The following is a 24,470-nucleotide window of genomic DNA, read 5'->3' on the forward strand; positions in this document are numbered from 1 at the left end:
GTCTCGTTGGAGGTGCCGTTTGCGTAGCCCGTCGCGCGGAAGACGGGCATATACTCGAGCGATTCGATCTCCGGCGGGTCGAGGTCGATATCACCCGTGGCGGCTTCGATAAGGACGCGAACTTTTCCGACGACGTCGTCCATCCCGTCCCAGGTGACGGACAGCGAGGGGTTGATGAACACTTCGTCGACCTCACCATCATCGCTTTCGAGTGTGTCGGGATTAGACGAGGAAATATCGACCGTGGCGGCAGCGGCAGAGCCGGTCAAAGCCGTGACGCCGAGGCCGGTTCCGGCAGCGACAGCACCGGTGCCCCCGATATATTTGAGTACAGTACGCCGATCTGCGTCTTTCAAACCGTCAAGTGGTTGCTTAGACATGTCTGTTACCTACCCGAGATGGGCATCGTCGCATACTTTCGTGTGGCTTCCACCCCCACCAAGTATGCAAGTAGTTATCAATCTGGGTTTATTTATATCTTTTGGCACAATCTGGTTCCTTGACCTCGCACGTTGGACGAACAGACCGTCGATCTGATGCATTAGCTCGTCGATGCTACGCCGAGAGCTGTTGGTCGCTCAAGAGATGGACAGTGATAGATAAACGCCCCTGGGACATCGTTTTGAATCGCACGGCGTTCTGCTCCCCGGGAGCAACGGTTGTGGCGACGCTCCCGCCGCCGGCTCCATAGCATCTCAATCGAAGGTTGTCCGCTGACTATTGGTTTTTACTTACCATGTCATAATTCGAGCGCCGGCTTATATTCACCCAAATGTTTAACTCTGTTGGCATATATGGTGCCATTCATGGCTCAAAAGCCAGACGAACGGTACAGTAGTGAGACCGATAGCCTCGACGTGAACCGCCGACAGGTCCTCCAAGGGATTGGTGCGGCGGGTACAGCCGCTACGATAACAACCGGCTCAGCCAGTGCACAAGGTAGCGACATCTGGAAAGCACAGGCGGCCGTCACAGCCCAAGAGATGGACGACATACCCATCTCTACGCAGTTTTACTCGTACCGGAGCACGGACCTTTCGGTCCCGGAGCTGATACAGGCGGCCGCCGACGCCGGCTACGACGCTTTCGAACCGTATTCGGTCGGTGCCGGAACCAACGTAGATCCGATCCTCCAGGCTGCGAACGACACCGGTCTGGAGATGAGTAGCGCCCACATCAGTCTCAGCGAGGTCGAGAATAATACCCAGGCAATGATCGACACCTTCTCGCAGTTCGGAGATCCCATCCTTATCGACCCGGGCGTGGCTCCCAGTGGCGGGTGGGGCGACGAATCGGCGGTGATCGATCTGGCCGAGCGGTTCAACGCCGCGGCCGACCAGCTCTCTGACACCGACCTGACGCTCGGCCACCACAACCACGACGCCGAGTTCGCGCAAATCGGCGACACGACTGGGTACGACATCTTCGCCGAGAACCTCGACGATCAAGTCCACATCCAGCTCGACGTCGGCTGGGTGCTGGTCGGTGGGGCAGACCCCATCCGCTTCATCGCTGACCATCCGGAGAACGTCCAGATCACGCACATGAAGAACATGACCGTCAACCCCCAGGCGTTCACCGAGATCCACGAGGGGGACGTCAACATGCGGGGCGTCGCGAACGCCATCCGCAACGTCGGCGACCCCCAGTACCTCGTGTTCGAACACGACGAGCCGGAGGACCCCCTCCACTCTATGGAGCTCGGCGCCCATTGGCTGGAGAAAGTCAACCAGCCCTGGCAGCCCGGCGGCATCTGCGCCATCGGTGGTGCGGACACTCACCCCGCAAAGTTGCACAACCCGGCCTGATCGTGGATCCACTCCGGCAAATTTCTTCGATTCGGCTTTTGAGCGCGTCTCAGTTTCACCGGAGCCACGGCAGTCGGTTCCGTTCGCGGTGCCGATACGAAGCACCCCTGCTAAGGCCGAAACGCCGGCCCAGCACTCGATAGTTCGACGATAACCGGGTTCAGGACTGGCTCGCCACGTGTAGTGGGTCGAGGAACGACGGGGTATCGGACACGGCGAGGACCGTTCTCTTTGGAACGCTCGGAGCGAGTCCCGGAACTGGACGGTCGCTCGCACTCACGCCGCGCTGCCGGACACCCCCGTATCGACCGCTTGTCGGTCGGGATTGCTTTCTGTCACCGATAGGTGGAGGTACAGAGTAACTGTGCTACTGTCGTGGTTCACCCACCGGTTGGGTGCGGGCCTATGATTCGACTTCGTCGGTATCGGTGGTCACCGACGCACACCGCCTCGAGACTGAGGAATTCTGGACCCTAGGACGTACCGGAGAAGGGAGCACGAGAGCGATCGTCGCATCGAATCATCCCAGGGAACGATGATAACCCGCTTATCGACGAAGAGGGTGAAATCTCGTTTGAATAGGCGACATCGTCCGTGTCGGTATTGAGACCAGGACCGGGGGCTAGCGGAGTGTGATACGGTACGCCACGATCCAGACGTCCGGGTCACGGCCGACACCGACGTTGACGACAGCGAACAGAGACCAGATCCCGCAGATAGCCTGGCCGATGTGATCACATACCGAGTCGGGGCAAACCACCTCATAAATTACTCGCTTGCCCGGCCGGCGGGACTAGAACCCTCTGTCTCAGGAGTCGGCCGCCCTCGTAGACGGCGGGACGTTCGAAAGAGCACGATCGAATTCAGTCGTGCCGATGTTAGCCGTGATTGAGACACGAACTTCGAGGCCGGTTCGGTAAGGTATCGGACCGGTCCTAGAAGGAAGTCTCGAGGAATCCGGACCGTGTCACCGATGACGCGTCGGTCGTTTGTCCCCTCAATCAGCGCTGGATCTCCGCTCTCAACGGCGGGGTCGAAACCGAAATCATCTCCTCTTCGCCGTCCGACGCACGAGCAGCGGGTTCGTCTGGCAGGCGATCGTGGCGGGGGTTACCCGCCAGCCTGCGACGTTGCCATCGCACTCGTCGTGGTCGCTGGTTCCGAGCCCTACTGGGATGTGCCGGCAGACTCGCCGAGCACCAGCGTGCCGAGCGCACCGGGTGACTTGTCAGAGCTGATCCCGGGGAGAGTCCAGCCGAGGACGGCGGCGCGGCCGTCGCCGTCGTTCTCGTTGATCAGGACGCTGAAGGGGAACGAGTCGCCGGGGCCCTTGCTCTCGGCGAAGTGCGCGTTCCAGGGGATCGTGGCCTCGTAGGTCGTCGTCGTACCGTCACGCGACGTGGTGACGTCGACGGCGTCGGTGCCGGCACCCTCGTTGGCGCTGATCCACTTGTGTTTGGACGTACTCCCGTCGACGTGGCTGAGGCCGTACTCGGGTCCGTACGTGCCGTCGCTGGCGACGGCCCACTGCAACGAGTCGGCCTGCCACATGTCCGTACCGCTTATCGCCGAATGGGTGTCGTCGGTGACCTCCACTGTGAGGTAGAGGTTGTCGGCGTCGTAGCCCAGGTAGACGTCGGCCGAGAGGTCGTCCGCACCGCTCGTCGTGCCGTCGCCGGACAAGTCGTTGAACGTGTCGCCCTCGGGGGCGAGCGAGAAGGCGGGTTCACTGGTAGTCCCGCCGCCCGTCTGGGGAACGCTTGCCATTCCGGCAGGCAGGTCGGGCTCCGGAACGCTCGCGCCCCACTTGTCGCCGAGGGCGCTCTCGAGTTGCTCCAGTTCGAGGTCGGCCAGTTCGCGGTTGTAGACGCGCACTTCGCCGATGTCGCCGGCGAAGTACGGTGGCCGCTCGTCGATGGCACCGTCGTCGTAACCGATGCCGAACTGTGTCGTTGGCGTTTCGGGGCCGCCCGGATTCTGGTTTTGCAGTTCGGTCGAGATCACCTGGCCGTCCAGGCGGAGTACCGGCTCGCTCGGATTATCCTCGGGAATGGTCCAGGTCACGACGTGGAAGTTGTCGGCACCGACGGCGGTGTTCGACCGCCACCAGTTCACGCCGCCGTACAGTCCGTGGACGTATCCATCGGACGCGAACGTGTCGTCGACCTCCTCGTCGTTGACGTAGGCGCCGTAGCCGTTCAACTCGCCGTCGCTCCCGTTGAACATGATCGTCTGGCGCTCGAGCGACGGATCGCTCGTCCGGAACGCCGCAGCCATCGTCACGCCGGAAGTGTCGCTGGTAACGACCTCGTCGGCGTTGATGAAGTCGCCATCACCCTCGAAGCGGACCGTCGGGTTGCCGTTGGCGACATCCGTCTGGAACGTCGGCTGCGCAGCCGAATCGGACTGCGTCAGGTCGGGGCCCACGCCGCCGGCGTCCGACCACGTCGAGACCGCATCGCCGTCCGACAGCTCCAGCGTCGAGGCGTCGTAGTGAGCGACCTTGTTCACCTCGCGGATCTCGATACCGCTGATCTTCGGATTCTCGACCGACGACTGGAGTGCAACGACCAGTTCGTTGTCCGTCACCGAGGTGACGGTGGAGAACGTCACGGCAGTGTCCGGGCCGTGGTCGGCGTAGAGGTCGAGACCCTCGAAGAGAGTCTCGCCGTTGACCGAGCCGGCGAAGACGCGCGTATCCTCGGCGGCGAACCAGACCTCCGCGAAGTGCAGCGTCACCTCGTAGATGCCGTTCTCGATGTTGAACGTGTAGTTCAGTTCCTCACTGGCCCACTGCTCGGTCCAGTACATCGAGTCGTACTCGGTGCCCTCGATGTCCGGGTTGGCGCTGAGACCCTGGTCGGTGGTCAGCGGCCGGTCCGAACTGGTCCCGCCCGGCGACTCGTTCGGGTTGGGTTCGATCGTGAGCTGTTCGGGCCAGTATTTCTCGTCGTCCGTGAGCGTTCGGTTCTCCTCGTTGCCGATCTCCTCAGACTGCGTCGGCGTCGGCAGGAACTCGACACCGTCGATCGTGACGGTCTCGCTAGTGTGAGTGCCGCCGAGGTCGAGTCCGAGCGGCGCCGACAGCGGATCCGGCTCCGTCGGTTCCTCACTGACGAGGTCGGCGTCTGCTTCGCGGAGCCAGGCGTTCCGGAAGTCGACCGCGGAGCCTTCCTCCTGGAGCCGCAGCGGCATCTCTCCGTGTTCGTTGTACGGATTGACGGCGAAGCCGTCGTTCGAGCCGTCGACGACCAGCCGCGTCTGGACGGCGACACCGTTGAGCAGTGCCGTCACTTGCGCGGGCTTGTCGAGTTCGCCGCCCGAGAACCGCGGTGCCTGCCAGAGGATGTCCAGCTGTTGCCACTCGCCGGGCTGGCGGACCGAATCGTGGTGCGGGCCGTTCTGGTGCGTGTAGGCGCCAGCCCACTCGTCCGCTTCGACCGGGTTCTCGTGAGTATCCAGGATCTGGATCTCGTAATTGCCCATCATCAGGACGCCGCTGTTACCGCGCAGCGGGCCCTCACCCTCGACGTCCTCGGGAATGCGGTACTCGAGGTGGACCTGGGCGTCGCCGTACTCGCTGTCGCTCACCCAGTCGCCGCCGTCCGGTCCGACGGTGATCGCGTCGTCGATCAGGACGTCGGCGTCACCCGGCGGCGTGCCGGTGGTGCCCTCGCCGCCGGGGTTGATCTGTTCGGGCTGGTACTGGTCGCCGGATGGGAGCGTCCAGGGACCGCCGGAGGTCGAGTACTCCGGAATGTTGTCCGGGTGCTCGCTCTCGGTGACGGGACGTTCGGGCAGGTCCCGGTACCAGATGTTCCGGAACNGTGATTCTGCAGCGTGAACGGCACTTCGGTCAGGAAGTCGCCGTTCTCGTCGCGCGGATGGCCATACGTGTCGTGATCGAACGGGTACAGCGTCTGGAACCAGACCGGCCCCGGGATGTTGAGGTGCATCTGGACGACGACGCCGTTGAACAGCAACGTCGCCTGCGGCAGGCGGGTCACGTTCCCGTCGTCGTCGAAGCGCGGTCCGCGCCAGATCAGGTCGTAGGAGTTCCACTCTCCCGGTGNCGTCGCCTGCGGCAGGCGGGTCACGTTCCCGTCGTCGTCGAAGCGCGGTCCGCGCCAGATCAGGTCGTAGGAGTTCCACTCTCCCGGTGGGTTGATCGGGAGTGCCAGCGGCGCGCTGCCGCCGCCCTCGCTCGCCTTGTAGTACGATCCAGCGTGGCCGGACGGGTACGTCGGGTTGTCGTGGCTCTGGAGGATCTGGAACTCGTAGGTGTCCATCATGAAGATCCCACTGTTCCCCGGTCCCTGACCGTTGGCGATCCCGTCGAGGTCCTCTGGCGCGCGCCACTCCAGGTGAAGGTGGACGTCGCCCAGCGATTCCTGGGGCTGGACGTTCCCGNAGCGTGGCGTCGTCGCCGTTCCAGAGGACGGTCGCGTCGCCCGGCGGGTCGCCACTGAGCCCGCCGGCGGCGGGTTCGACCCGGTCCGGCCACTCTTCTTCCGGCGGCGGCTCGTAGCCCGGCGCCGGGCCGTTGTACTCGACGATGTGGATTCCCGAGTACATCCCCATGATCGCCAGCCGGCCGTCCGGCAGCGTCTTCATGTCGTAGGCCGCGGCGACGCCGTCGGTCGCCCCGAACTCGTTGATGTCGAGGCTGCCGTCGTCGTTGAACGTCAGGTAGCGGACGACGTCGGCGTTGCTCGGGTTCATGAAGAACGGCTTCCCGTCGAAGTACGGCGGGAGCGCGTGCTCGCTGTACCCCTCGTCGTAACGGTAGACGACGCCGACGTCGGCCGATCCACCGGCATCTAGCTCGGGATAGGTNGGCGGGAGCGCGTGCTCGCTGTACCCCTCGTCGTAACGGTAGACGACGCCGACGTCGGCCGATCCACCGGCATCTAGCTCGGGATAGGTGACCTCGCCCGGCCGGGGCTGGTCGAGCCACGGGTGGATGTCGAGGGCGTTCTCGTAGTCGTCGAAGCTCTGGGGATGCCAGATCAGCGCCGGCGTCACGTTCGGGATGTTCTCGATCCCGGTGTTGTTCACCGACTGGTTGCGCAGGTTGTCGGGCCAGAACGGCTGGCCGACCTCTCCAGTTTCGAAGTCGTAGTCACGATACGGGTAGTACGCGCGGAACCACGGATAGCCGGCGTTGCCCGGTTCACACCACAGGTGATAATCGCCGAAGCCGGTCATCCCCAGATCGCTGAGGCTGCCGGCGTCGTTGCCGTAGTGAGCAGACCAGAGGTAGTCGGTGTGCTCGTCGTGAGTGATAGTGAACGGATTCCGCAGACCCATCACGTAGATCGACGGCAGGAACTCGGCATCCGAGTAGGACTCGCCGGTCTCCTCTTCCCAGTGTTCCTTGAGGTTGCCGTCAGGGATGTTGTAGCTGCCGTCCTCGTTGAGGACGATCCGGTGGATCTTCCCGCGCTTGTCGGCCGTGTTGCCGGAAGAGCGCTGGGCGTCGGCAACCGGGCCGGGCCGACCGTGGATCATGCCCTGGCGCTCGTCGCCCATGAACGCGTTGACCTCGTTGTCCGGATTTCCGACGTTGTTGGAGTTGTCACCCGTCGAGATGTAGAACTCGCGGTCTTTGCCGAAGGTGATGTACCCGCCGTGGTGACAACAGGTGTGGAGCTGTTCGGGAACCTCGAAGACGACCTCTTCGGAGTCGGGATCGAGCGTCCCGTCGTCCTGCATCGTGAACCGGGAGACGAGGGTGTTGCCGTAGACGATGTCGTCGTCGTACGGGTTGTCCACGAACTCCATGTTGTCGCTGGAGGGCATGTACATGACGTACACGTAACCGTTCTCCTCGAAATTGGGGTCGATGGCGATCCCCTGCCCACCGAGTTCACGGGCGTCGGACACATCGCCGGAATCGGCGACGTGGCCGCCGTGGAACATGACGGGAATCTCGAGGGCCAGCTGGTGCTCGCCGGAGTCGGGGTCGACCCAGGCGATCTCGGCGTACCCGTCGCCTTCGGTGACGAAGGAGGCGCCGCGGGTGACGACCCAGATACGCCCCTGCGGGTCGACATCCATCTGCATCCACTCGCCCTCTTCGTCGTCCTGGAGGTCGTACTCGCTGGCGATCGTCCCCGTGGAGAAGACGTTGGTGACCTCGTAGTTGTCCCAGTCAGTGGCCTCATCAGCATTGATCGGGACGTCAAGGTTACGATGCCAGTCGACCTCGCCGCCGTCGATGGTGAGTGTGCCCGAGACCTGCGAACCGCCACTCGCGACGGTGTGCGTGTGGTCTCCCTCGGAAAGGCCGGACGTATCGACGTCAGTGAAGGACACGCTTGTTTGCGTGCCCGCGTCAAGCGTGATGCTCTTGGATGCAACCTGATTGTTGTCGATCCACAGAGTGACTGCCTGAGTAGCGCTGCTGTCACTGTCGTTCGTCACGGTCGCAGAGACAGTAAGGGTGGCACCAGCCGATACCGACGCATCCATCGGATCGAGGTCGCTAACGGTGAAGGCGCCGGACGCGCCGCTGATTTCGATGGAGCCGCGCTGTGAGCCCGAGTGGGGTGCACAGTAATACTCGACCATCTCCTCACTGGCGGTGAATTCGACCGTCTGGGTTTCGCCTTCTTCGGAGACCTCGTCAGTCGACACGAGTTCGTTGCCGTCGGCATCGACGATGACGAAGTTGTGAGTTTCGCCGGACGTATTCGTCCATTCGATCGTGTAATCTTCGCCGGCGGTGAGCTCCAGCGTCGGATTCGTCAAGTCTGCAATGCTGTCGGGTGCGACACCCATCCAGACGTGGTTGCCGCCGACGTATTCACAGACCTCCTCTGACGGACCGCGGACGACACCCTCTTCGCCGTCTTCCCAGGCATATTCGCTGCGGCCACGTCCACCGCCCGCCTGGACGTTCACGGCGTCCAGTTCGATGGTGGTTTCATCACTCTGGGCGAGTGCCAAGCCGCTCAAGCTCATCAGACCGGCCGTACCGACGCCCACCTGCAGAAATCGCCGCCAGCTATCTGTCAATCCCGATCCGTCTTCAGTATCGCTCCGTTGGTTTGTATTCTCGTTCGTCATGTCGTTAATCCCCTCCCTGGAGAATCATTACGTGGTTCTCCTCCGATGCGTTGGCCAGTTGCACGAAAGTCTATCCACAGGTGTTGTCTCATATTTCGCTACTCCGTTGAGCCGCTGTTCGAACTTTCGTTGGCTCTCGTCTCGTTGCCAGATGGCGTGAGGGTGTCGACGTCCTCGTCGACACTGGCGCCAGCGCCCGACTCGCCGGAGACGCCCGCCTCGGCCGCCTCGTTATCTACCGTGACGTCGAAGTGCGTGTACGCACTCATGATCGCCGGGTGGTCCGTGCTCTCCTGAAGCGTATCGTACGGGACAGCCGTCGCGGCGACGAAATCACCGGCTTCGAGGTCGTCGTAGTCCTCGGCTTCCTCGGCAGTGACGGTCGTCCCGTATTCGTCGCCCGAGAGGTCCGGATACTGGCCGTCCGCGCCGTCGGCCATCACGATCGGCGAGTGGGGTCGCACGTCTTCGGCGTCGAGGTCGTAGCGGTCTTCGGTGATGAAGCTCGCGTCCGGCGCGTGGAGACTGACCGTATACCGGAGGTAGACCGTCGTCGTGTTCGTCCCCGTGTCGGTTTCCTCTTCGAACGCGTCGGTGGTGCCCGCAGCGCCGTAGTAGCCGTTTTGAGCGCTGTCGATGGGGTCGCCCATCAGCGTGCCGTCGAGGTACGACTCCATGGTCGCGCCGCAGTTGTACGCGCCGGTTTCGTAATCGGGCGCGCCATCGTCGTCGTAGACCGAGATCTGCTCGTCACCGTTGAACCAGTCGATGTGGAACTCGCCGTTCGTTCCCGGTCCGGACTCGTCTTCCGATTCGTTCGAGGTGCCGTTCGCGTAGCCCGTCGCGCGGAAGACGGGCATATACTCGAGCGATTCGACTTCTGGCGGGTCGAGGTCGATCTCGCCGGTCGCCGCTTCGATAAGGACGCGGACCTTCCCGACAACGTCGTCCATCCCGTCCCAGGTGACGGACAACGACGGCTCGATGAACACTTCGTCGACCCCACCATCGTCACTTTCGAGCGTATCGGGGTTGGACGACGAAATGTCGACCGTGGCGGCGGCAGAGCCGGTTAAGGCCGTGACGCCCAAGCCAGTGCCGGCAGCGACAGCACCGGTTCCCCCGATATATCTGAGTACAGTACGCCGATCTGCGTCTTTCAAACCGTCAAGTGGTTGCTTAGACATGTCTGTTACCTACCCGAGGTGGGCATCCTCGCATACTCTTGTGTGGCTTCCACCCCCCACCAAGTATGCAAGTGGATGTCTATCGGAGATTATTTATATCTTTTGCCACAATCTGGTTCCTTGACCTCGCACGTTAGACGAACAGACCGTCGATCTGGTGCATTAGCTCATCGATATTCGAGTATGTCGCAACAAAAATTTAGTCAAAATTAATAGTATATATGAGAGATAGTGCCAATCGGGACGCTGGATGTAGGTATTACCGGACGACAAATCAGACACCAGTCCACTCGCGCCGTCTGCATCCGCGGAAACCTACCAGGCCGATAACGAGCAGGCCCACGTATTACTCGAACAGCGAAACTGAAGCTCAGCGAACGACGATAGAGCCAGAATCGAAATCTTGACGAGAGCCAGACGATCTCGACGTCCCCGATTATCGTGTAGGGTGGACGTCCACGCGACACCGGCGGGAGTTTGTCCGACCAACCGTATATCCCGCCACCAAGTTCAATCGGCGGCACAGATCCAGGCAACCAGGACATCCGGCGTGTCGAAACAGCGTTCAGGCGGCCAGTGAAGGCGGTCGAACGTCGACCGCCAGCGGAGCCGGGCACGAACTCTCCCGAATTTCGATGCCGCTGAACTTCGGATTCTCCTGCGAGGAGGCCGCCTCGATCGTGAGTTCGCCGTCGGTGAGCGGCGCGCCCGAGGGGTTCGACAGCGTACCGGTCGTCGTCATAGTGGTGCCAGGTTCGGCGTCGCCCACGTCGAGAGAGAGTGTGTGACTGCGCCTTCCGGCAGTGTGTTCAGGGTGTACCAAGCGTTCGGGTGTTCAAGAGACTCGCCATCGCTCGACTGGATGCCCGAGGTCGCGAGTTCGCACACGCGCGTCCCGCCGATCATCTCGGCGGCGTCGTCGGGCGTGAGATACAGTCCCGGCAGATCGAGGGTCACCGTCCTCTCGTCGTCGCTGACGGTGGCGGTGACGTCGCCGGAAGCGATCGACGTCTCGTCCAGACGCGGAGAGCCGTAGCCCTCGTCGTTGTCGTAGCCCCAGTGGCTGAGGTCGTAGTTGCTCGTGTCGCCGGCCGTCACCTCGTCGACCGGTTTCGTGAACTCGATCTCGAAGCCGCTGGCCTGGACGCTGACCGTCTTCATCTCGAAGGGGATCGTCTCGCCGTCGTAGTCGATCCGCTGGACGCCGTACTGGGCGCCGCCGACCGAACCCCACCCGCGGGCGGTCTGTCCGAGCCAGAGACGGTAGATTGACGCGATCCGGGTCATACTAGGCACAGTTCAATACCGGTTGCCTGTGTCAGTCGAAGTTCAGTAAAAGAACGCCGCCGCAATGAACGATGGTGGACGAAACGGGGTTGGCCCGTCACTGAACTGCCAGCGAATCGAGAGCCGTTCAGTTCGAGACCACAATCACTGACCGCTTCCGTTCACCTCGATATCACCGTGCATACTGGACCGGTGCGGACGACACTGATATCGAACCATTTCCTCAGTGGCGGTGAACTCGACGCTCTGGGTCTCTCCCTGTGTGGACAGGAGGGAAGTGTCAACACCTCCCACGATGTGGCCTTCGTATTGGGTGTCGTCGTGGTCGAGAATTTGCAAGTTGTGGGGGCTGCCATCGAGATTCTCCCACTCGATCCTGTAGGTTTCCCCGGCCTGTAGCGTGAGAGTTGGGTTCGTGGTCCCATCGATGCTCGATGGCGCCTGTCCCACCCAACCACTGATCTCGCCGCCGAGTTGAATCGTCGTCGGATCGGATGACGCGGAACTACCGGTCTCGAAGCTGGCGTTCGAGAGCAGGTTGGTTCCGTCGGGATCGATGAGCGCGAAGTCGTCGTACCACGCCGTTCCGGTGGCCTGACCGTAGCCACCGAACAACGCGAGGACTTCGACCTGATCGTAGTTGACGTCGTAGTCGCCGCTGTTGAACGTGGTTTCCAGCGTGGTCCAATCATTGGTCCCCGTGAGTGGGTCCGGAATCGGACCGGACACGTCTGGATAAGTCGCATTCGCGATGGTCCCGACGCTGATCGTCGCGCCAAACGGTGACCCAGAGATGTCGGCCTGCCCGGAGCCGTCGACGGGCTGGACGGTCTCGGTCTTGACCTGCGCGCGGATGGTGTACTCGGTGTTTCGCTCGAGGCTAACTGTCTGGACCCACGAGGCGTCGGCGCCGTCCGAAGAGGAGATACTGACGCTTCGATCTCCGTCGGCAGCAACATCCGAGACGTAGGTGTGCTCGGCCGAACCGTCCCCGTATGTCGTCGACGACCATTCGGCAGGCGTCCCGTCGATCTCGCCGTCACCGCCATCGTCCCCTTCGAGCGATAGTGAGTGGAGCTGACCGACCTCGTCCTCGGAGAGCGCGCGGGAGTACGCCCAGACGTCGTCGATCCGACCGGCCATGTCGTAGCCCTGCCCCGCGCCGAGCACGAGGGGTTCGGCATCGGTCTGGCTGCGCGACCCGCCAGTCCAGGCCTGTGGTGATGCGTCGAGTTCGCCGTCCTGGTCGAAGACGTGGAGCCTGGTGTCGACGCCGTTGACGACTAACACCACGAAGTACCACGTATCGGGATCGACCGGGACGGGCGTCCCGCCGGATCCGTTGGAGGGACTACCGTTGTCCCAGAGTTCTGACCGGATCGTATCCGTGTTACTCTCGAACTGGATATTCCAGCCGTCGGCGGGTCCGTCCTCGAGGGAGCCGCCGATCTGGAACGGCGCACGGCCCCATTGCTCGTGGTCGGTGTAGTTGATCCACGCAGCGGCCGTCGCACCCTCGCCGTTGAGCGGCAGGGACTCAGTTATCACGCCGTCGCCTGCCGTCGCTTCGGATGGCGGAATCTCGACGCCGGTTTCCTGGTTGGTGTGGACCTCGTAGGCGTTGCCGACCATACCCGGCTCGCCCGTCACAACATCTCCCTGGATGGTGGCGTCAGTGTCGGTCACCGTGTTAGTCGGCGTGTCGCTGTCCAGTGGGAGATGCGCCTCAAGTCCGTCTTGAAGTGTATTGCCACCACCATCAGACGTCGGCGACAGCAGGAGCGGCCCCTCGTAGAGCCCGCCGAGACCGTCGCCGTCGTAGACGCGAATCGCGATGACGTTCTCGCCACCGTAGTTGACGTCCTCGGCACTGACCGTGTACTCGCGCGTCGCTTCCCAGGCAGTGGAGTACCCGTTCTCGGGGAAGGTACCGGTCTGACCGACCTTCGTGCCGTTGAAGAACGTCTCGTCGACGTCGTCGATCTTGCCGACCTGGAGGCGGATGTTCTGCCCTTCCCAGCTCTCGGGGACGGTCACGGTCTTTCGATACCACCCGAACGCCTGAGCGTCGGTGTAGTTTGAGTGGTCTTCCCAGTTGTTCGGGAGTTGGACGGTCTCCCAACCGCTGTCGTCGAACGACGGGTCGCTCCAGCCCGAGTCGTCGCCGGTCTGGAACTGCCACTCGCCGGCGAGACTCTGGCCGACCATGACCCTGACCGTGAATGCCGGCATGGTCCGGCTCTGCTCGCCGCCCGGACCCGTGTAGGTGATGGTAGCCATGAGCTGGTGTCGGCCATTGGTTCCTTCGGGGACCGACACCTCCCAGGACACTGACTGTGTCTGACCTTGCGCGAGCGAGTCGAAGGTCTGGCCCCCGACGGGTGTCACTTCGATGGACGAATCGTCGGGCGCACTGAGCGTGACCTCGCCGCTCTCTATGGTCGATTCGAACGGGTTCGTGACCGTGGCGTTCACGGTGGTCGTCGTGCCGGGTCCGCTGGTCAGTTCGTCGTTCTCGATGCCCTCGAAGTCGATGCCGACCGCTCGTTCGATCCGGTAGATACCGGATTGCCCGGAGATGGGCGAGGCGTATCCATCACCCCACTCCAGGAGGTAGAGCGTCCCGTCCGGCCCTATCGTCATGTCCATCGGCGAGAGGAACGACTCGCCCGGCATGAACGGCTTGATTTCCTTTACCGTGCCGTCGTCCTCGTAGGAGACGTATTTGAGCCACTGAGCGCCCCATTCACCGATGAGTTGCTTCCCGTCGAAGAACTGCTCCGGTAGGGCACCCTGGCCGTAAGAGTCCTGATGCTGGTAGATCGGACCGGCCATCGGTGCGCCACCCTCGAAGTTCGGGAACGGCGCCTCCTCGGGGAGATACTCCGTGGCGTAGTCGGGTGGGGAAGTTAGCAGGGCATCCCAACTGTACGTGTACCAGATGTCCGACTTCTTCGGCTCGGGCAGTTCGGTGAGACCGGTGTTGTTCGGCGATTCGTTCACAAGGTTTTCGGGGTCGAACGGCTCGCCGGAGGAATTGAACACGCGATTGCCACCCTCCGTGGCGAACTCCCCGTCGATGTAAGGGAGGTTCGGCCCGATGACGTACGGCCACCCGTAGAATCCCGGTTCCTCCGCGCGGTTGAACTCGACGATGCCCGGTGGTCCGCGTTCGGTGTCCCAGCTACGCGCGTCGGGCCCATAGTCACCCCAGTATACGACGCCGTCCTCGTCGACACCCATTCGGAAGGGGTTGCGGCAGCCCATCGCATAGATCTCTTCCCGCACGAGCCCCTGGTTGCGTGCGTCGGCGTACTCGGGACCGGTGAACATGTTGCCATCGGGAATCTCGTACCCGCCCTCGTCGTTGGGACTGATCCGCAGGATACTCCCGCGGAGGTCGTTCGTGTTCGAGGCCGACCGTTGGGCGTCGAACAGTTCCCGGCCGTCACGCTCGTCGATCGGCGTGTAGCCGCTGGACTCGAACGGGCTCGTGTCGTCGCCAGTCGAGAGGAAGAGGTTGTTGTCTGGCCCGAACTCGAGGTCGCCGCCGACGTGAAAGTCCGGGTTGTCCGCCGCCGGCACTCGAAGGATCTCGACTTCGGATCCTGGGTCGATCGTGTCGCCGTCAAGTGTGAACCGCGACAGCCGTTTGTGGGGCTCCTCGTCGATGATCTCGTGTGGCGCGGAATAGTACAGGTAGACCCAGCCATTCTCCTCGAAACCGGGATCGAGCGTTAGCCCTTGGAGCCCGTCCTCGCCGGACCGGTACACGTCGAGCTCGAGGGCGGTTGTGATATCGGTGGTCTCCGGATCCACTACGCCGACTCTCGCCGTTGCATTGCTGCCGTTGGGCTGACCGCGCGTCGTGAAGAGGACCCGGTGGTCTGGCGTGACCTCAATCGCCATTGGCTCCTCCAGGCTGTCGGCCAACTGAGTCTTCGTATAGTTACTCCACATCGGCTCCTCCGCAGAGTCCGAAAGCTCCTCACCGATCGGTGTGTCGGGGTCGACCTCCTTCAGTTCGATCGTGCGGAACTCGGTGGGGTGGCTCTCAGACTGGATCGAGATGGTACCCCCCTCAAGCGGGGTACCGTCCTCTAGCTGCGGTTCGGAGTAACTCATCACGACTCCATCGTCCTCGACGATGTGGCGGATCGCTTCGTTGCCACGCACGACGATTGTGACGGTCACCCACTGGTCGCCGCGATAGGTGTCCGAATCCGAGCGAGTACAGTGTTGCTCGTGCAGTTCGCCGTCCATGACAATGTGGGTGCCCGGCGTACAGACGTTGGCAGTGGCGCGTGCCTCGTCGCTGTCCTCTGACTGACCGAGTAGCTGAACCTCGATCGAGTCGGGGAAGTCCTGATCGGTCTCCATCTCCCCGGGCTGCTGGCCGTGGATCATCAGCCCGTTATTCATGAAGGCCCACCCTGGGGCACCAGACGGTTGCTCACCGACGAAACGGTACTCGGCCCGGAGGACGTAGTGGGAGAACTCGTCCTCGTAGAAGAGGTGACCGAAGGTACCGTCCCATCCGTCATAACTGTCGTAGCTTGCTTTGAGCGCCCCGTCCTCGACGGTGAAGGTGTCGTTGTAGTTCTCGCCGGGGGACTCGCCCATGAACTTTGGCGTCCACCCGTCGAGACTTTCGCCATCGAAGAGCTGGATCCACTCGTCCTCGCCCCCACCACTACCTTCAACGGAGATCGGTCCTCGCTGGGAACCAGAGTGGGGACCACAGTAGTAGGTGGCCATCTCGGCGGTAGCTTCGAACTCGACGACTTGCGTGGCGCCTTGCTCGGCAAGGGTGTCTGAGACGAGGAGTTCGTTGCCTTCGGCGTCGGCGATGGCGAAGTTGTGTTCCTCGCCGTCCGTGTTCGTCCACTCGACCGTGTAGGTCTCTCCTGCCGTTAGCGACAGTGTCGGGTTGGTGATGTCGGCGATCGAATCCGGCGCGACGCCCATCCAGACGTGGTTGCCGCCGACGAAGTCACAGACCGCCTCTGGTGGCCCTTTGACGACGCCTTCCTCACCGTCCTCCCAGACGTACTCCGACCGACCCCGGGCGTTCCTCCCGGTCGAGATCGTCACCGCCTCTAGCGAGATGGTGTTCGCGGTCCCGTCGCTCTGCCCTGCGGCCAGTCCACCAAATCCAGTGAGACCCGTCGCTCCGATCCCCGCCGCCTGGAGGAAGCGGCGGCGGCCGGTTGACATCGTCTGAGCGAGTCCCCTGTCACTCCCTCGCGTGTTCGATTGGTCGTTGTGGTTCGTCATCTTAGAGTGCCTCCTGGTGTTGAGTGTCGGACCAAAACATTTCTGTGAGTTCGCGCGCGCAATTGCTGAATTATCTGCATTAGTTGTCCCCCGTAGCGTTGCCATCAGTCGATTCATTGGAGTCGATGGTGCCGACCTCTTCGTCGACGCTGGCGCCAGCGCTCGACTCGCCGGAGACGCCCGCCTCGGCGGCTTCGTTGTCCACCGTGACGTCGAAGTGCGTGTGCGCACTCATGATCGCCGGGTGGTCCGTGCTCTCCTGAAGCGTATCGTACGGGACAGCCGTCGCGGCGACGAAATCGCCGGCTTCGAGATCATCGTAATCTTCGGCTTCGTCGGCCGTAACGGTCGTCCCGTATTCGTCGCCCGAGAGGTCCGGATACTGGTCTTGATCGCCACCGACCATCACGATCGGTGAGTGAGGGCGGACATCTTCCGCGTCGAGGTCGTATCGGTCCTCGGTAATGAAGCTCGCATCCGGTGCGTGGAGACTGATCGTATACCGGAGATACACCGTCGTCGTGGTCGTCCCCGTGTCAGTCTCTGCTTCGAACGCGTCGGTAGTACCCGCAGCGCCGTAGTAGCCGTTCTGGGCGTCAATCGGATCGCCCATCAGCGTGCCGTCGAGGTACGACTCCATGGTCGCGCCGCAGTTGTACGCGCCGGCTTCGTAATCGGGCGCACCGTCGTCGTCGTCGTAGACCGAGATCTGCTCGTCGCCGTCGAACCAGTCGATGTGGAACTCGCCGTTGGTTCCGGGTCCGGACTCGTCTTCCGACTCGTTCGACGTGCCGTTCGCGTAGCCCGTCGCGCGGAAAACCGGCATGTACTCGAGCGATTCGATCTCCGGCGGGTCGAGGTCGACCTCGCCCGTGGTGGCTTCGATAAGGACGCGAACTTTCCCGACGACGTCGTCCATCCCGTCCCAGGTTACGGACAACGACGGCTCGATGAACACTTCGTCGACCTCTCCAGCATCGCTTTCGAGTGTATCGGGATTGGACGACGAAATGTCGACCGTGGCGGCGGCAGAGCCGGTCAAGGCCGTGACGCCCAAGCCAGTGCCGGCAGCGACAGCACCGGTGCCCCCGATATATCTGAGTACAGTACGCCGATCTGCGTCTTTCAAACCGTCCAGTGGTTGCTTAGACATGTCTGTTACCTACCCGAGATGGGCATTCTCGCATACTCTTGTGTGGCTTCCACCCCCCACCAAGTATGCAAGNGTGGTTGCTTAGACATGTCTGTTACCTACCCGAGATGGGCATTCTCGCATACTCTTGTGTGGCTTCCACCCCCCACCAAGTATGCAAGTTAATATCAGGCGGTAATTATTTATAATTTTTGGCACTCTCTAGTTAGCATCTTTTCAGATGATCCGATCGTCGAGTAGTTGATTCGATCATTATAATCAAATATTGTGATATTTATGCGGAAAGAAAACAACATTCAGTCAGTTTCACGGGTATAAATCATAAAGGTGGGATCCTGGATGAGTTTCTCTCGAAGTTCAGCGAGGAACGCAGTCATCCGATCGAGACCATGCCGTCCGAACAGCTGGCCATCGAGAATCGATGTTTTTGCGAATCAACATATAACGAAGGGTACCCATTGTTGATTTCGATCGTGGTTTTCCAACACTATCAGCGACTCGGCGTATCCACTGGACGATAGCTTGGTGAGACCGCTCAATGCTGAAGAGCCGACGAATCGTTCGTGACTCTCTCAGCAGAACAACCGGCCGATGGTGTTGGATGACGACGCCGTCATGGCGTTTAGTGTCCGCTCCCAGCATCCGAGATCAGCTGTCTATAGCGCCTCAGTGAGCAGGTCTCGGTGTAATCACTGTCGGATTCGAAAGTGATGGTGGGGGTGGAAGATTGAGGGGTAGGTAACAGCGCTACTGAGCCACCATCGTTTCCTAGAACGGCGTAGATAGTCATAAACCTTCTCACCTGAGAATCAAAATCGATAGTTAGGTGAGTGAGAACGCTCTCGTGTCGGAGGGGATGGCTCCACCTAAGTGGTAACGATCGGGTCAGAACGGGCGGAGACACCGCGTTAGCGGTCTCCGACAAGTATGGTCCGCGAGGGACGTTCGGTCGGAATCGATCGCCGCAGACCAGTTGGCGCGGGTTCGCCGGCGTAAGGGGTCGAATGCCCGCGCTGCGGATCGGGCCGGCCGAACTCGACGAAGTGTACGTTTCCGCCGAGCGCGAAGGCCGCGAGCGACCAAGTGCCTACAGGAGGGCGACCGTGAACCGTGTCGTTGAGCGATCGGTTGCTCAACGTTGTTAGAGCCAGATCGAAATATTCGCAACGGGTGGTTCGCTGATTCTGTTCGCCGCGGTTCAGCTGGGAACGTTCGTCGCTTGTTAGACCACCTCGATGTCGCCGAACATGAGGCTCTCGTGGGGGTCGCAGACATACTCTGCCATCTCACTACTGGCTGTGAACGTCAGCCACTGACCGTCGCCGGGGTCGGTCGTCACCTCGGTCTCGAGGTCGTCGACGACGTTGCCGTCCGCGTCGCGGATTTCGATGTTGTGACCGAGCGAGTCGCCTTCGGTCCAACCGACTTTGTAGGACTCGCCCTCCTCGAGTGTGAGCGTCGGATTCGTCTGGCCCTCGATCGAGCTAGGCTCGAGTCCGACCCAGCCACCGATCTCCCCGCGGAGCTCGAACGTCGTCGGCGACTCGTTTCCACCGCCGCCACCGTCCAGCCCCTGGAACGACTGGTTGTAGAGCCGGTCGACTTCGCTCTCGGAGAGTGCGCGGGAGTAGGCCCACACCTCGTCCATGAGCCCGGGCGTGTCTCGGCCGTCGCCCGCCATGAGGAGGAGCTGCGCCAGCTCGGACTGCGTCCGATCCCCACCCCCGGATCCCGAAGCGATCTGTCCTTCCTCGTCGAAGGTGTAGATTGTGGCGTCGCTGCCTTCGACGACGGTAACGACGAACACCCACTCGCCTGCAGGACAGGAAACGCTGGGTTGGCCCTCAGCGCCGATCTCTCCGCCGTTCCAGAACTGATGGGCGACCGTGTTGTCGGTGCCACCGAACTCGATGTTCCAGCCATTCGTCGGGCTGTCGGGACTGCCCCCATCGTCGACGTGGTACACCCGGCTGTAGTCTTCCGTGATCGCATCGTGGTTAATCCACGCACCAACGGTCGCACCCTCGCCGTTGAGCGGTAACGGCTCGGAGACGACCGTGGAGTCAACGGTATCGATGGTACCGTTCGTTCCGAACTCCCAGGCGGTGTTGCGGAAGCCCGGCTGGCCGCTCGTGGGTTCGCCGACGACGCTCGCCTCGGTGCCGGTGACCTGGTTGACCGGCGTGTCGCCGTCCAGCGAGAAGTACGCTTCCAGGCCGTTCTGGAGCGGCTCGCTGTAACGGATCTCGATGCCGGCGAGTTTCGAGAAGTCCGACTGCGTCGTCGTCGATATCGTCAGCGTTCCGTCGGTGACTTCGACGTCCTCGACGGTCTTGGTCCAGGCGACGTCGTGGCCGGCCTCGGCGTAGAGGTCGAGGCCTTCGACCACCTTCTGATCCTGGACTGAGACGTCGAAGACGCGCTGACCTTCCTCCTCGAAGTAGATTTCGGCATTGTGCAGCGTTACGTCGTATATTCCGTTGGGGATCGGGACCTCGAAGCCAAGGTTATACCCGATGAGTTCGGTCTGATAGATCGCATCGTGCTCAGTGTTCGCGATCGAATCCGTCGTGGGGCCACCGGCCTGTGCGGGCGGGGTGAACCAATCCGGATCGTCCGGCGGTGTGTCACCCGTGACAGTCACAGGTTGGAGCGCTTCGACCGTTCCGGCAGGCATGAACTCCAGCCCGTCGATGACGGCGGGAGTCGTCGCGCCAGACTCAGCCGGCGGGGAGCCACCGAGGTTCGCGCCGTAGGGCGCCTCTACGACCGTCTGTGGGACGGAGATGGTCGCGCTCCCGGACGAAGCCTTCTCCTCGCCCTCGTGGGTGAACGTGACCTCGGCGTCGAGCGCGTAGGTGCCCTCGGTAGCGTCCGCGCCGGCCGCGACCTCGAACTCGACTGACTGGCTCGATCCGGCGGCCAGCGAGTCGAACGTCGTCGTCGAGGGTGACGTCACCTGCAGCACGTCGTCCCCGGCAGTAAGGGAGAACTCGAGGTCCGAGAGCTCACTGCCGGAGATGTTCTCGATCTCGACGGTCGCCGTCGTCGACTCCTCCGGTAGGATCTCGTCGCTCTCGACGCTCACGGAGACGGAGGCCGCCGTGGACGCGCCGCCGCCCGTGATCTTGCTGATACTTCCGCCGTAATCGATGAAGTACAGCGCGCCGTCGGGGCCGACGTTCATGTCGAACGGCGAACCCCAGTCCTCGTCAGGCAGGAACGGATCGACTTCCATCACCTCGCCGTCATCGTCCAGCGAGATGTACTTGATCCAGCCGCTGCCGTACTCCATGATGAAGATCTTTCCATCCATGGACTTCGCCAGCGACCCGTCGCCGAACGCGGTGTTGTGGCGGTAGACGGTTCCGACCATGGCCGCCCCACCCGTAATCTCCGGGAATGGAACCTCGTCCATGCTCGAGTAGGGGACGTACTCCTCCCACTCGGACGGGTAGTCGAGGTAGCCGCCCCAGTTGTACGGGCTCATAATACTGGTTCCCTGAGCCGCCGGGAGTTCTTCGAGGCCGGTGTTGTTGACCGAGTCGTTGATCGGGTTCTCCGGGTCGAAGATCTCACCGGACTCGCCGGTCTCGAAGTCGTAGTCTTTGTAGGGGACGCTGTGTCCGGTGAAGTACGGCCAGCCGTAGAAGCCGGCGTCAGCGACTTTTGCGTACTCTACAGTTCCCATCGGCCCTCGGTCGGCGTCCCACCCGCCGGCGTCGGGACCGTAATCGCCGACCCACGCTTCGTCGGTTTCGGGGTCGATCGCCGCAGTGAACGGGTTCCGGAAGCCCATACCGTAGATTTCCGGTCGCGCGAGGTTATCGGCGAGCGCGTCACCGTACCCGTTGGCTTCGGTGAACAGATTGTCGTCGGGGATCGTGTACGACCCGTCGTCCTGCGGCGTGATTCGCAGCACGCTCCCCCGCAGATCGTTCGTGTTTGCGGAGGTGCGCTGCGCGTCGAATGGTTCGCGACCGTCACGCTCGTCGATCGGCGTGTAACCGCTGGACTCGAACGGGTTCGTATCGTCGCCCGTCGTGAGATAGAGGTTACCTTGGGTATCGAACTCGAGGTCGCCGCCGGTGTGACAGCACGTCTCACGCTGCGTGTCGACATCGAGCATCTGCGTTTCCGTCGCAGGGTCGATCGAGTCGCCGTCGACGGTAAAGCGCGAGAGGCGGTTGACGCTCTCGTCCCCCGCCGGCGAGTAATACAGGTAGAGCCAGCCGTTGTCCTCGAAGTCGGGGTCGAGCGCGACACCCTGCATCCCGTCTTCTTGACCGGTGTAGACGTCGAGCGTCATCGCGGTCGTCGTCTCACCCGTGTCGGAATCGAGGATCTTGAGGTTGCCAGTGGTGCGCTCGGTGAAGAAGATGCGCCCGTCGGCGTCGATATCCATCTTCATCGGCTCGCTCAAGCCGTCGACGAGCACCTCTCGGTCGTAACTGTCCCAGACGGTTCCGGAGGCGTCACCCTCTTCGAAGCCGCCGGCCCAGAGGATCCCACCAAGGACGTGATCGATGAACGCGTCCTCGTCGAACGATTCGTGAGTGTGGCCGCGTCCAGTGTACCACACGCGACCGCCCTGGTACTCCTGGCACCACGAGATGGGGTGATCCTCACGGCCGTTCTCCATCGCCGCGCCGTCGTAGCTGGTCTCGTCGAGGGTCGCGAGGACGTGCACTTCGCCGCGCGGGCTCTCCGAGTAGTCGTACCACTCGTCGTAGGCCTCCCAGCTGGCGGGCAGGTGGTCGGTCGACGGGTGGACCTGATCCGTGACGTGGATCTCGGCGTCCTGATTCTCCGGGTGGCCGGTGAAGTAGGCACCNGGACCTGATCCGTGACGTGGATCTCGGCGTCCTGATTCTCCGGGTGGCCGGTGAAGTAGGCACCGCCGTGCATTCCGAGGTAGAAGTCCCACTCTCCGTCGCCCGGATGATGGGTGTCTCCGGCCGCGTGGATGCCGGCGTAGCCGCCGCCGTTTCGCATGTACTCTTCGAACGCGTCCCGCTGGGCGGGGTCGTCGAGAACGTCCCCGGTCGTACTGAACCAGATGATCGCGTCGTATTTTTCGAGTTCGCTCGCGTCAGTCGGGAACGCGGACGAGTCGTCCGGCTTCGTCTCGGTCACGTCGTCGGGAATCTCCTCGGGCACGGTATCGATGTTGACCGTGTTCGCGCCCGTCTCCGCCGCAATCCGATCGCTCAGCCCCTTGAGCTTGTCGACCCCGTACGGGATGTTGCGGTGAGAGTACCCCTTCGTGACCGACACGATCATCAGGTTCACTTCGTCCGGACCGGGCATGGGGCCACCGCCGTCGCCGACGGCGACCTCGCCGCGCTGTGAGCCCGAGTGGGGCGCACAGTAGTACTCGGCCATCTCGTCGGTGGCTTCGAACTCTACGACCTGCGTGGTACCTTCTTCCGAGACCTCCTCGGTGGCAAGAATCTCGTTGCCGTCGGCGTCGACGATGACGAAGTTGTGAGCGTCGCCGGTCGTGTTCGTCCATTCGACCGTGTAGCTCTCNTCGGTGGCAAGAATCTCGTTGCCGTCGGCGTCGACGATGACGAAGTTGTGAGCGTCGCCGGTCGTGTTCGTCCATTCGACCGTGTAGCTCTCGCCGGCCGTCAGGTCGAGCGTCGGGTTCGTCTGGCCGTCAATATCATCCGGGGACACGCCGACCCAGACGTGGTTGCCCTGCTCATAGTTACAGACGTTGTCCGGGGGGCCTTGTACTTCGCCGTCTTCCCAGACGTACTCGCCGCGGCCGCGGCCGCCGCCGGCCTCGATGTTGACCGCTTCGAGCTGGATGACGTTATCGTCGCTCTGCCCCGCGGCCAGTCCCCCGAATCCAGTGAGACTCGTCGCGCCGATCCCGGCCGCCTGGAGGAAACGACGGCGGCCGGTCGACATCGTCTGAGCGAGTCCGCTATCGCTGCCTCGTGCGTTCGATTGGTCGTTGTGGTTCATCATCTTAGAATACCTCGTGGTGCTGAGTCTCCGATCGATACGTCGCTGTGCGTTCGCGTGCGTGTGATTGCTGAATCGTCCGCATTAGTTGTCCCCCGTCGCGTTGCCGTCCACGGTTTGGTTGCCGCCGGTGGAGTCGGTGGTGTTCCCGGAGTCGGTGGTGTTCCCGGAGTCGGTGGTGTTCCCGGAGTCGGTGGTGTTCCCGGAGTCGGTGGTGTTCCCGGAGTCGATGGTGTCGATATCTTCGTCGACGCTGGCGCCGGCGCCGGATTCGCCGGAGACGCCGGCCTCGGCGGCTTCGTTGTTCACCGTGACGTCGAAGTGCGTGTACGTGCTCATGATCGCCGGGTGGTCCGTACTCTCCTGGAGCACGTCGTAGGGGACCGCGGTCGCAGCGACGAAATCGCCGGCTTCGAGGTCGTCGTAGTCTTCGGCCTCGTCGGCAGTGACGTTTGTCCCGTATTCGTCGCCCGAGAGGTCCGGGTACTGGCCGTCTGCACCGTCGGCCATTACGATAGGCGAGTGAGGTCGAACGTCTTCGGGGTCGAGGTCGTAGCGGTCTTCGGTGATGAAGCTCGCATCCGGTGCGTGGAGACTGACGGTATACCGGAGGTAGACCGTCGTCGTGTTCGTCCCCGTGTCAGTTTCCTCTTCGAACGCGTCGGTGGTGCCCGCAGCGCCGTAATACCCGTTCTGGGCGTCAATCGGATC

At 62.3% G+C, this 24,470-nt stretch carries 9 protein-coding genes and 4 pseudogenes; 1 reads left to right on the forward strand and 12 read right to left on the reverse strand.

Features of this window, described 5'->3' with window-relative positions:
• Positions 1 to 380: pseudogene (locus C471_RS18055) on the reverse strand (hypothetical protein); the annotation flags it as partial.
• A gap of 426 nt (positions 381 to 806) precedes the next feature.
• On the opposite strand from C471_RS18055, the gene C471_RS09140 reads away from it, so the two are divergent.
• A complete protein-coding gene (locus tag C471_RS09140; RefSeq protein ID WP_080505566.1) occupies positions 807 to 1,808 on the forward strand; it encodes a sugar phosphate isomerase/epimerase family protein in 1,002 nt (333 codons plus the stop codon).
• A 1,167-nt stretch (positions 1,809 to 2,975) separates the two neighbouring features.
• Here C471_RS09140 and C471_RS18360 read toward each other — a convergent pair.
• The 11 genes and pseudogenes from C471_RS18360 to C471_RS18065 form a co-directional block, all read right to left on the reverse strand.
• On the reverse strand, positions 2,976 to 5,498 hold the full coding sequence (locus C471_RS18360; protein ID WP_394295189.1) for a family 16 glycoside hydrolase: 2,523 nt from the start codon (positions 5,496 to 5,498) through the stop codon (positions 2,976 to 2,978).
• Positions 5,441 to 6,274 carry a 3-keto-disaccharide hydrolase gene (locus tag C471_RS18365; RefSeq protein WP_394295190.1) on the reverse strand — a complete coding sequence of 278 codons (834 nt, stop codon included), beginning with the start codon at positions 6,272 to 6,274 and terminating at the stop codon, positions 5,441 to 5,443. Before C471_RS18365 ends, C471_RS18360 begins: the two co-directional genes overlap by 58 nt.
• Before the next feature lie 775 nt (positions 6,275 to 7,049).
• Positions 7,050 to 8,879: pseudogene (locus C471_RS18370) on the reverse strand (PQQ-dependent sugar dehydrogenase); the annotation flags it as partial.
• A 98-nt stretch (positions 8,880 to 8,977) separates the two neighbouring features.
• On the reverse strand, positions 8,978 to 9,832 hold the full coding sequence (locus tag C471_RS09150) for a hypothetical protein (RefSeq protein ID WP_239638642.1): 855 nt from the start codon (positions 9,830 to 9,832) through the stop codon (positions 8,978 to 8,980).
• A gap of 799 nt (positions 9,833 to 10,631) precedes the next feature.
• A complete protein-coding gene (locus C471_RS17420; protein ID WP_160163134.1) occupies positions 10,632 to 10,808 on the reverse strand; it encodes a hypothetical protein in 177 nt (58 codons plus the stop codon).
• Positions 10,805 to 11,353, reverse strand: a complete 549-nt coding sequence (locus C471_RS09155; RefSeq protein WP_004048467.1) for a hypothetical protein — start codon at positions 11,351 to 11,353, stop codon at positions 10,805 to 10,807. The genes C471_RS17420 and C471_RS09155 overlap by 4 nt, the downstream gene beginning before the upstream one ends.
• 144 nt (positions 11,354 to 11,497) lie before the next feature.
• Positions 11,498 to 16,570, reverse strand: coding sequence for a family 16 glycoside hydrolase (locus tag C471_RS09160; protein ID WP_160163135.1), 5,073 nt, complete (start codon positions 16,568 to 16,570; stop codon positions 11,498 to 11,500).
• A gap of 139 nt (positions 16,571 to 16,709) precedes the next feature.
• On the reverse strand, positions 16,710 to 17,672 hold the full coding sequence (locus C471_RS09165; RefSeq protein WP_239638643.1) for a hypothetical protein: 963 nt from the start codon (positions 17,670 to 17,672) through the stop codon (positions 16,710 to 16,712).
• Positions 17,673 to 19,005: 1,333 nt separating this feature from the next.
• Positions 19,006 to 22,710 (reverse strand): PQQ-dependent sugar dehydrogenase, encoded by a 3,705-nt coding sequence (locus C471_RS17850; RefSeq protein WP_239638644.1) that lies wholly within the window; start codon positions 22,708 to 22,710, stop codon positions 19,006 to 19,008.
• Positions 22,602 to 23,762, reverse strand: a pseudogene (locus tag C471_RS18060) (ThuA domain-containing protein); the annotation flags it as partial. The pseudogene C471_RS18060 and the gene C471_RS17850, both read right to left, overlap by 109 nt.
• Positions 23,763 to 23,843: 81 nt before the next feature.
• A pseudogene (locus C471_RS18065) lies at positions 23,844 to 24,470 on the reverse strand (hypothetical protein); the annotation flags it as partial.

Source organism: Halorubrum saccharovorum DSM 1137, assembly GCF_000337915.1.
GTDB classification, from domain to species: domain Archaea; phylum Halobacteriota; class Halobacteria; order Halobacteriales; family Haloferacaceae; genus Halorubrum; species Halorubrum saccharovorum.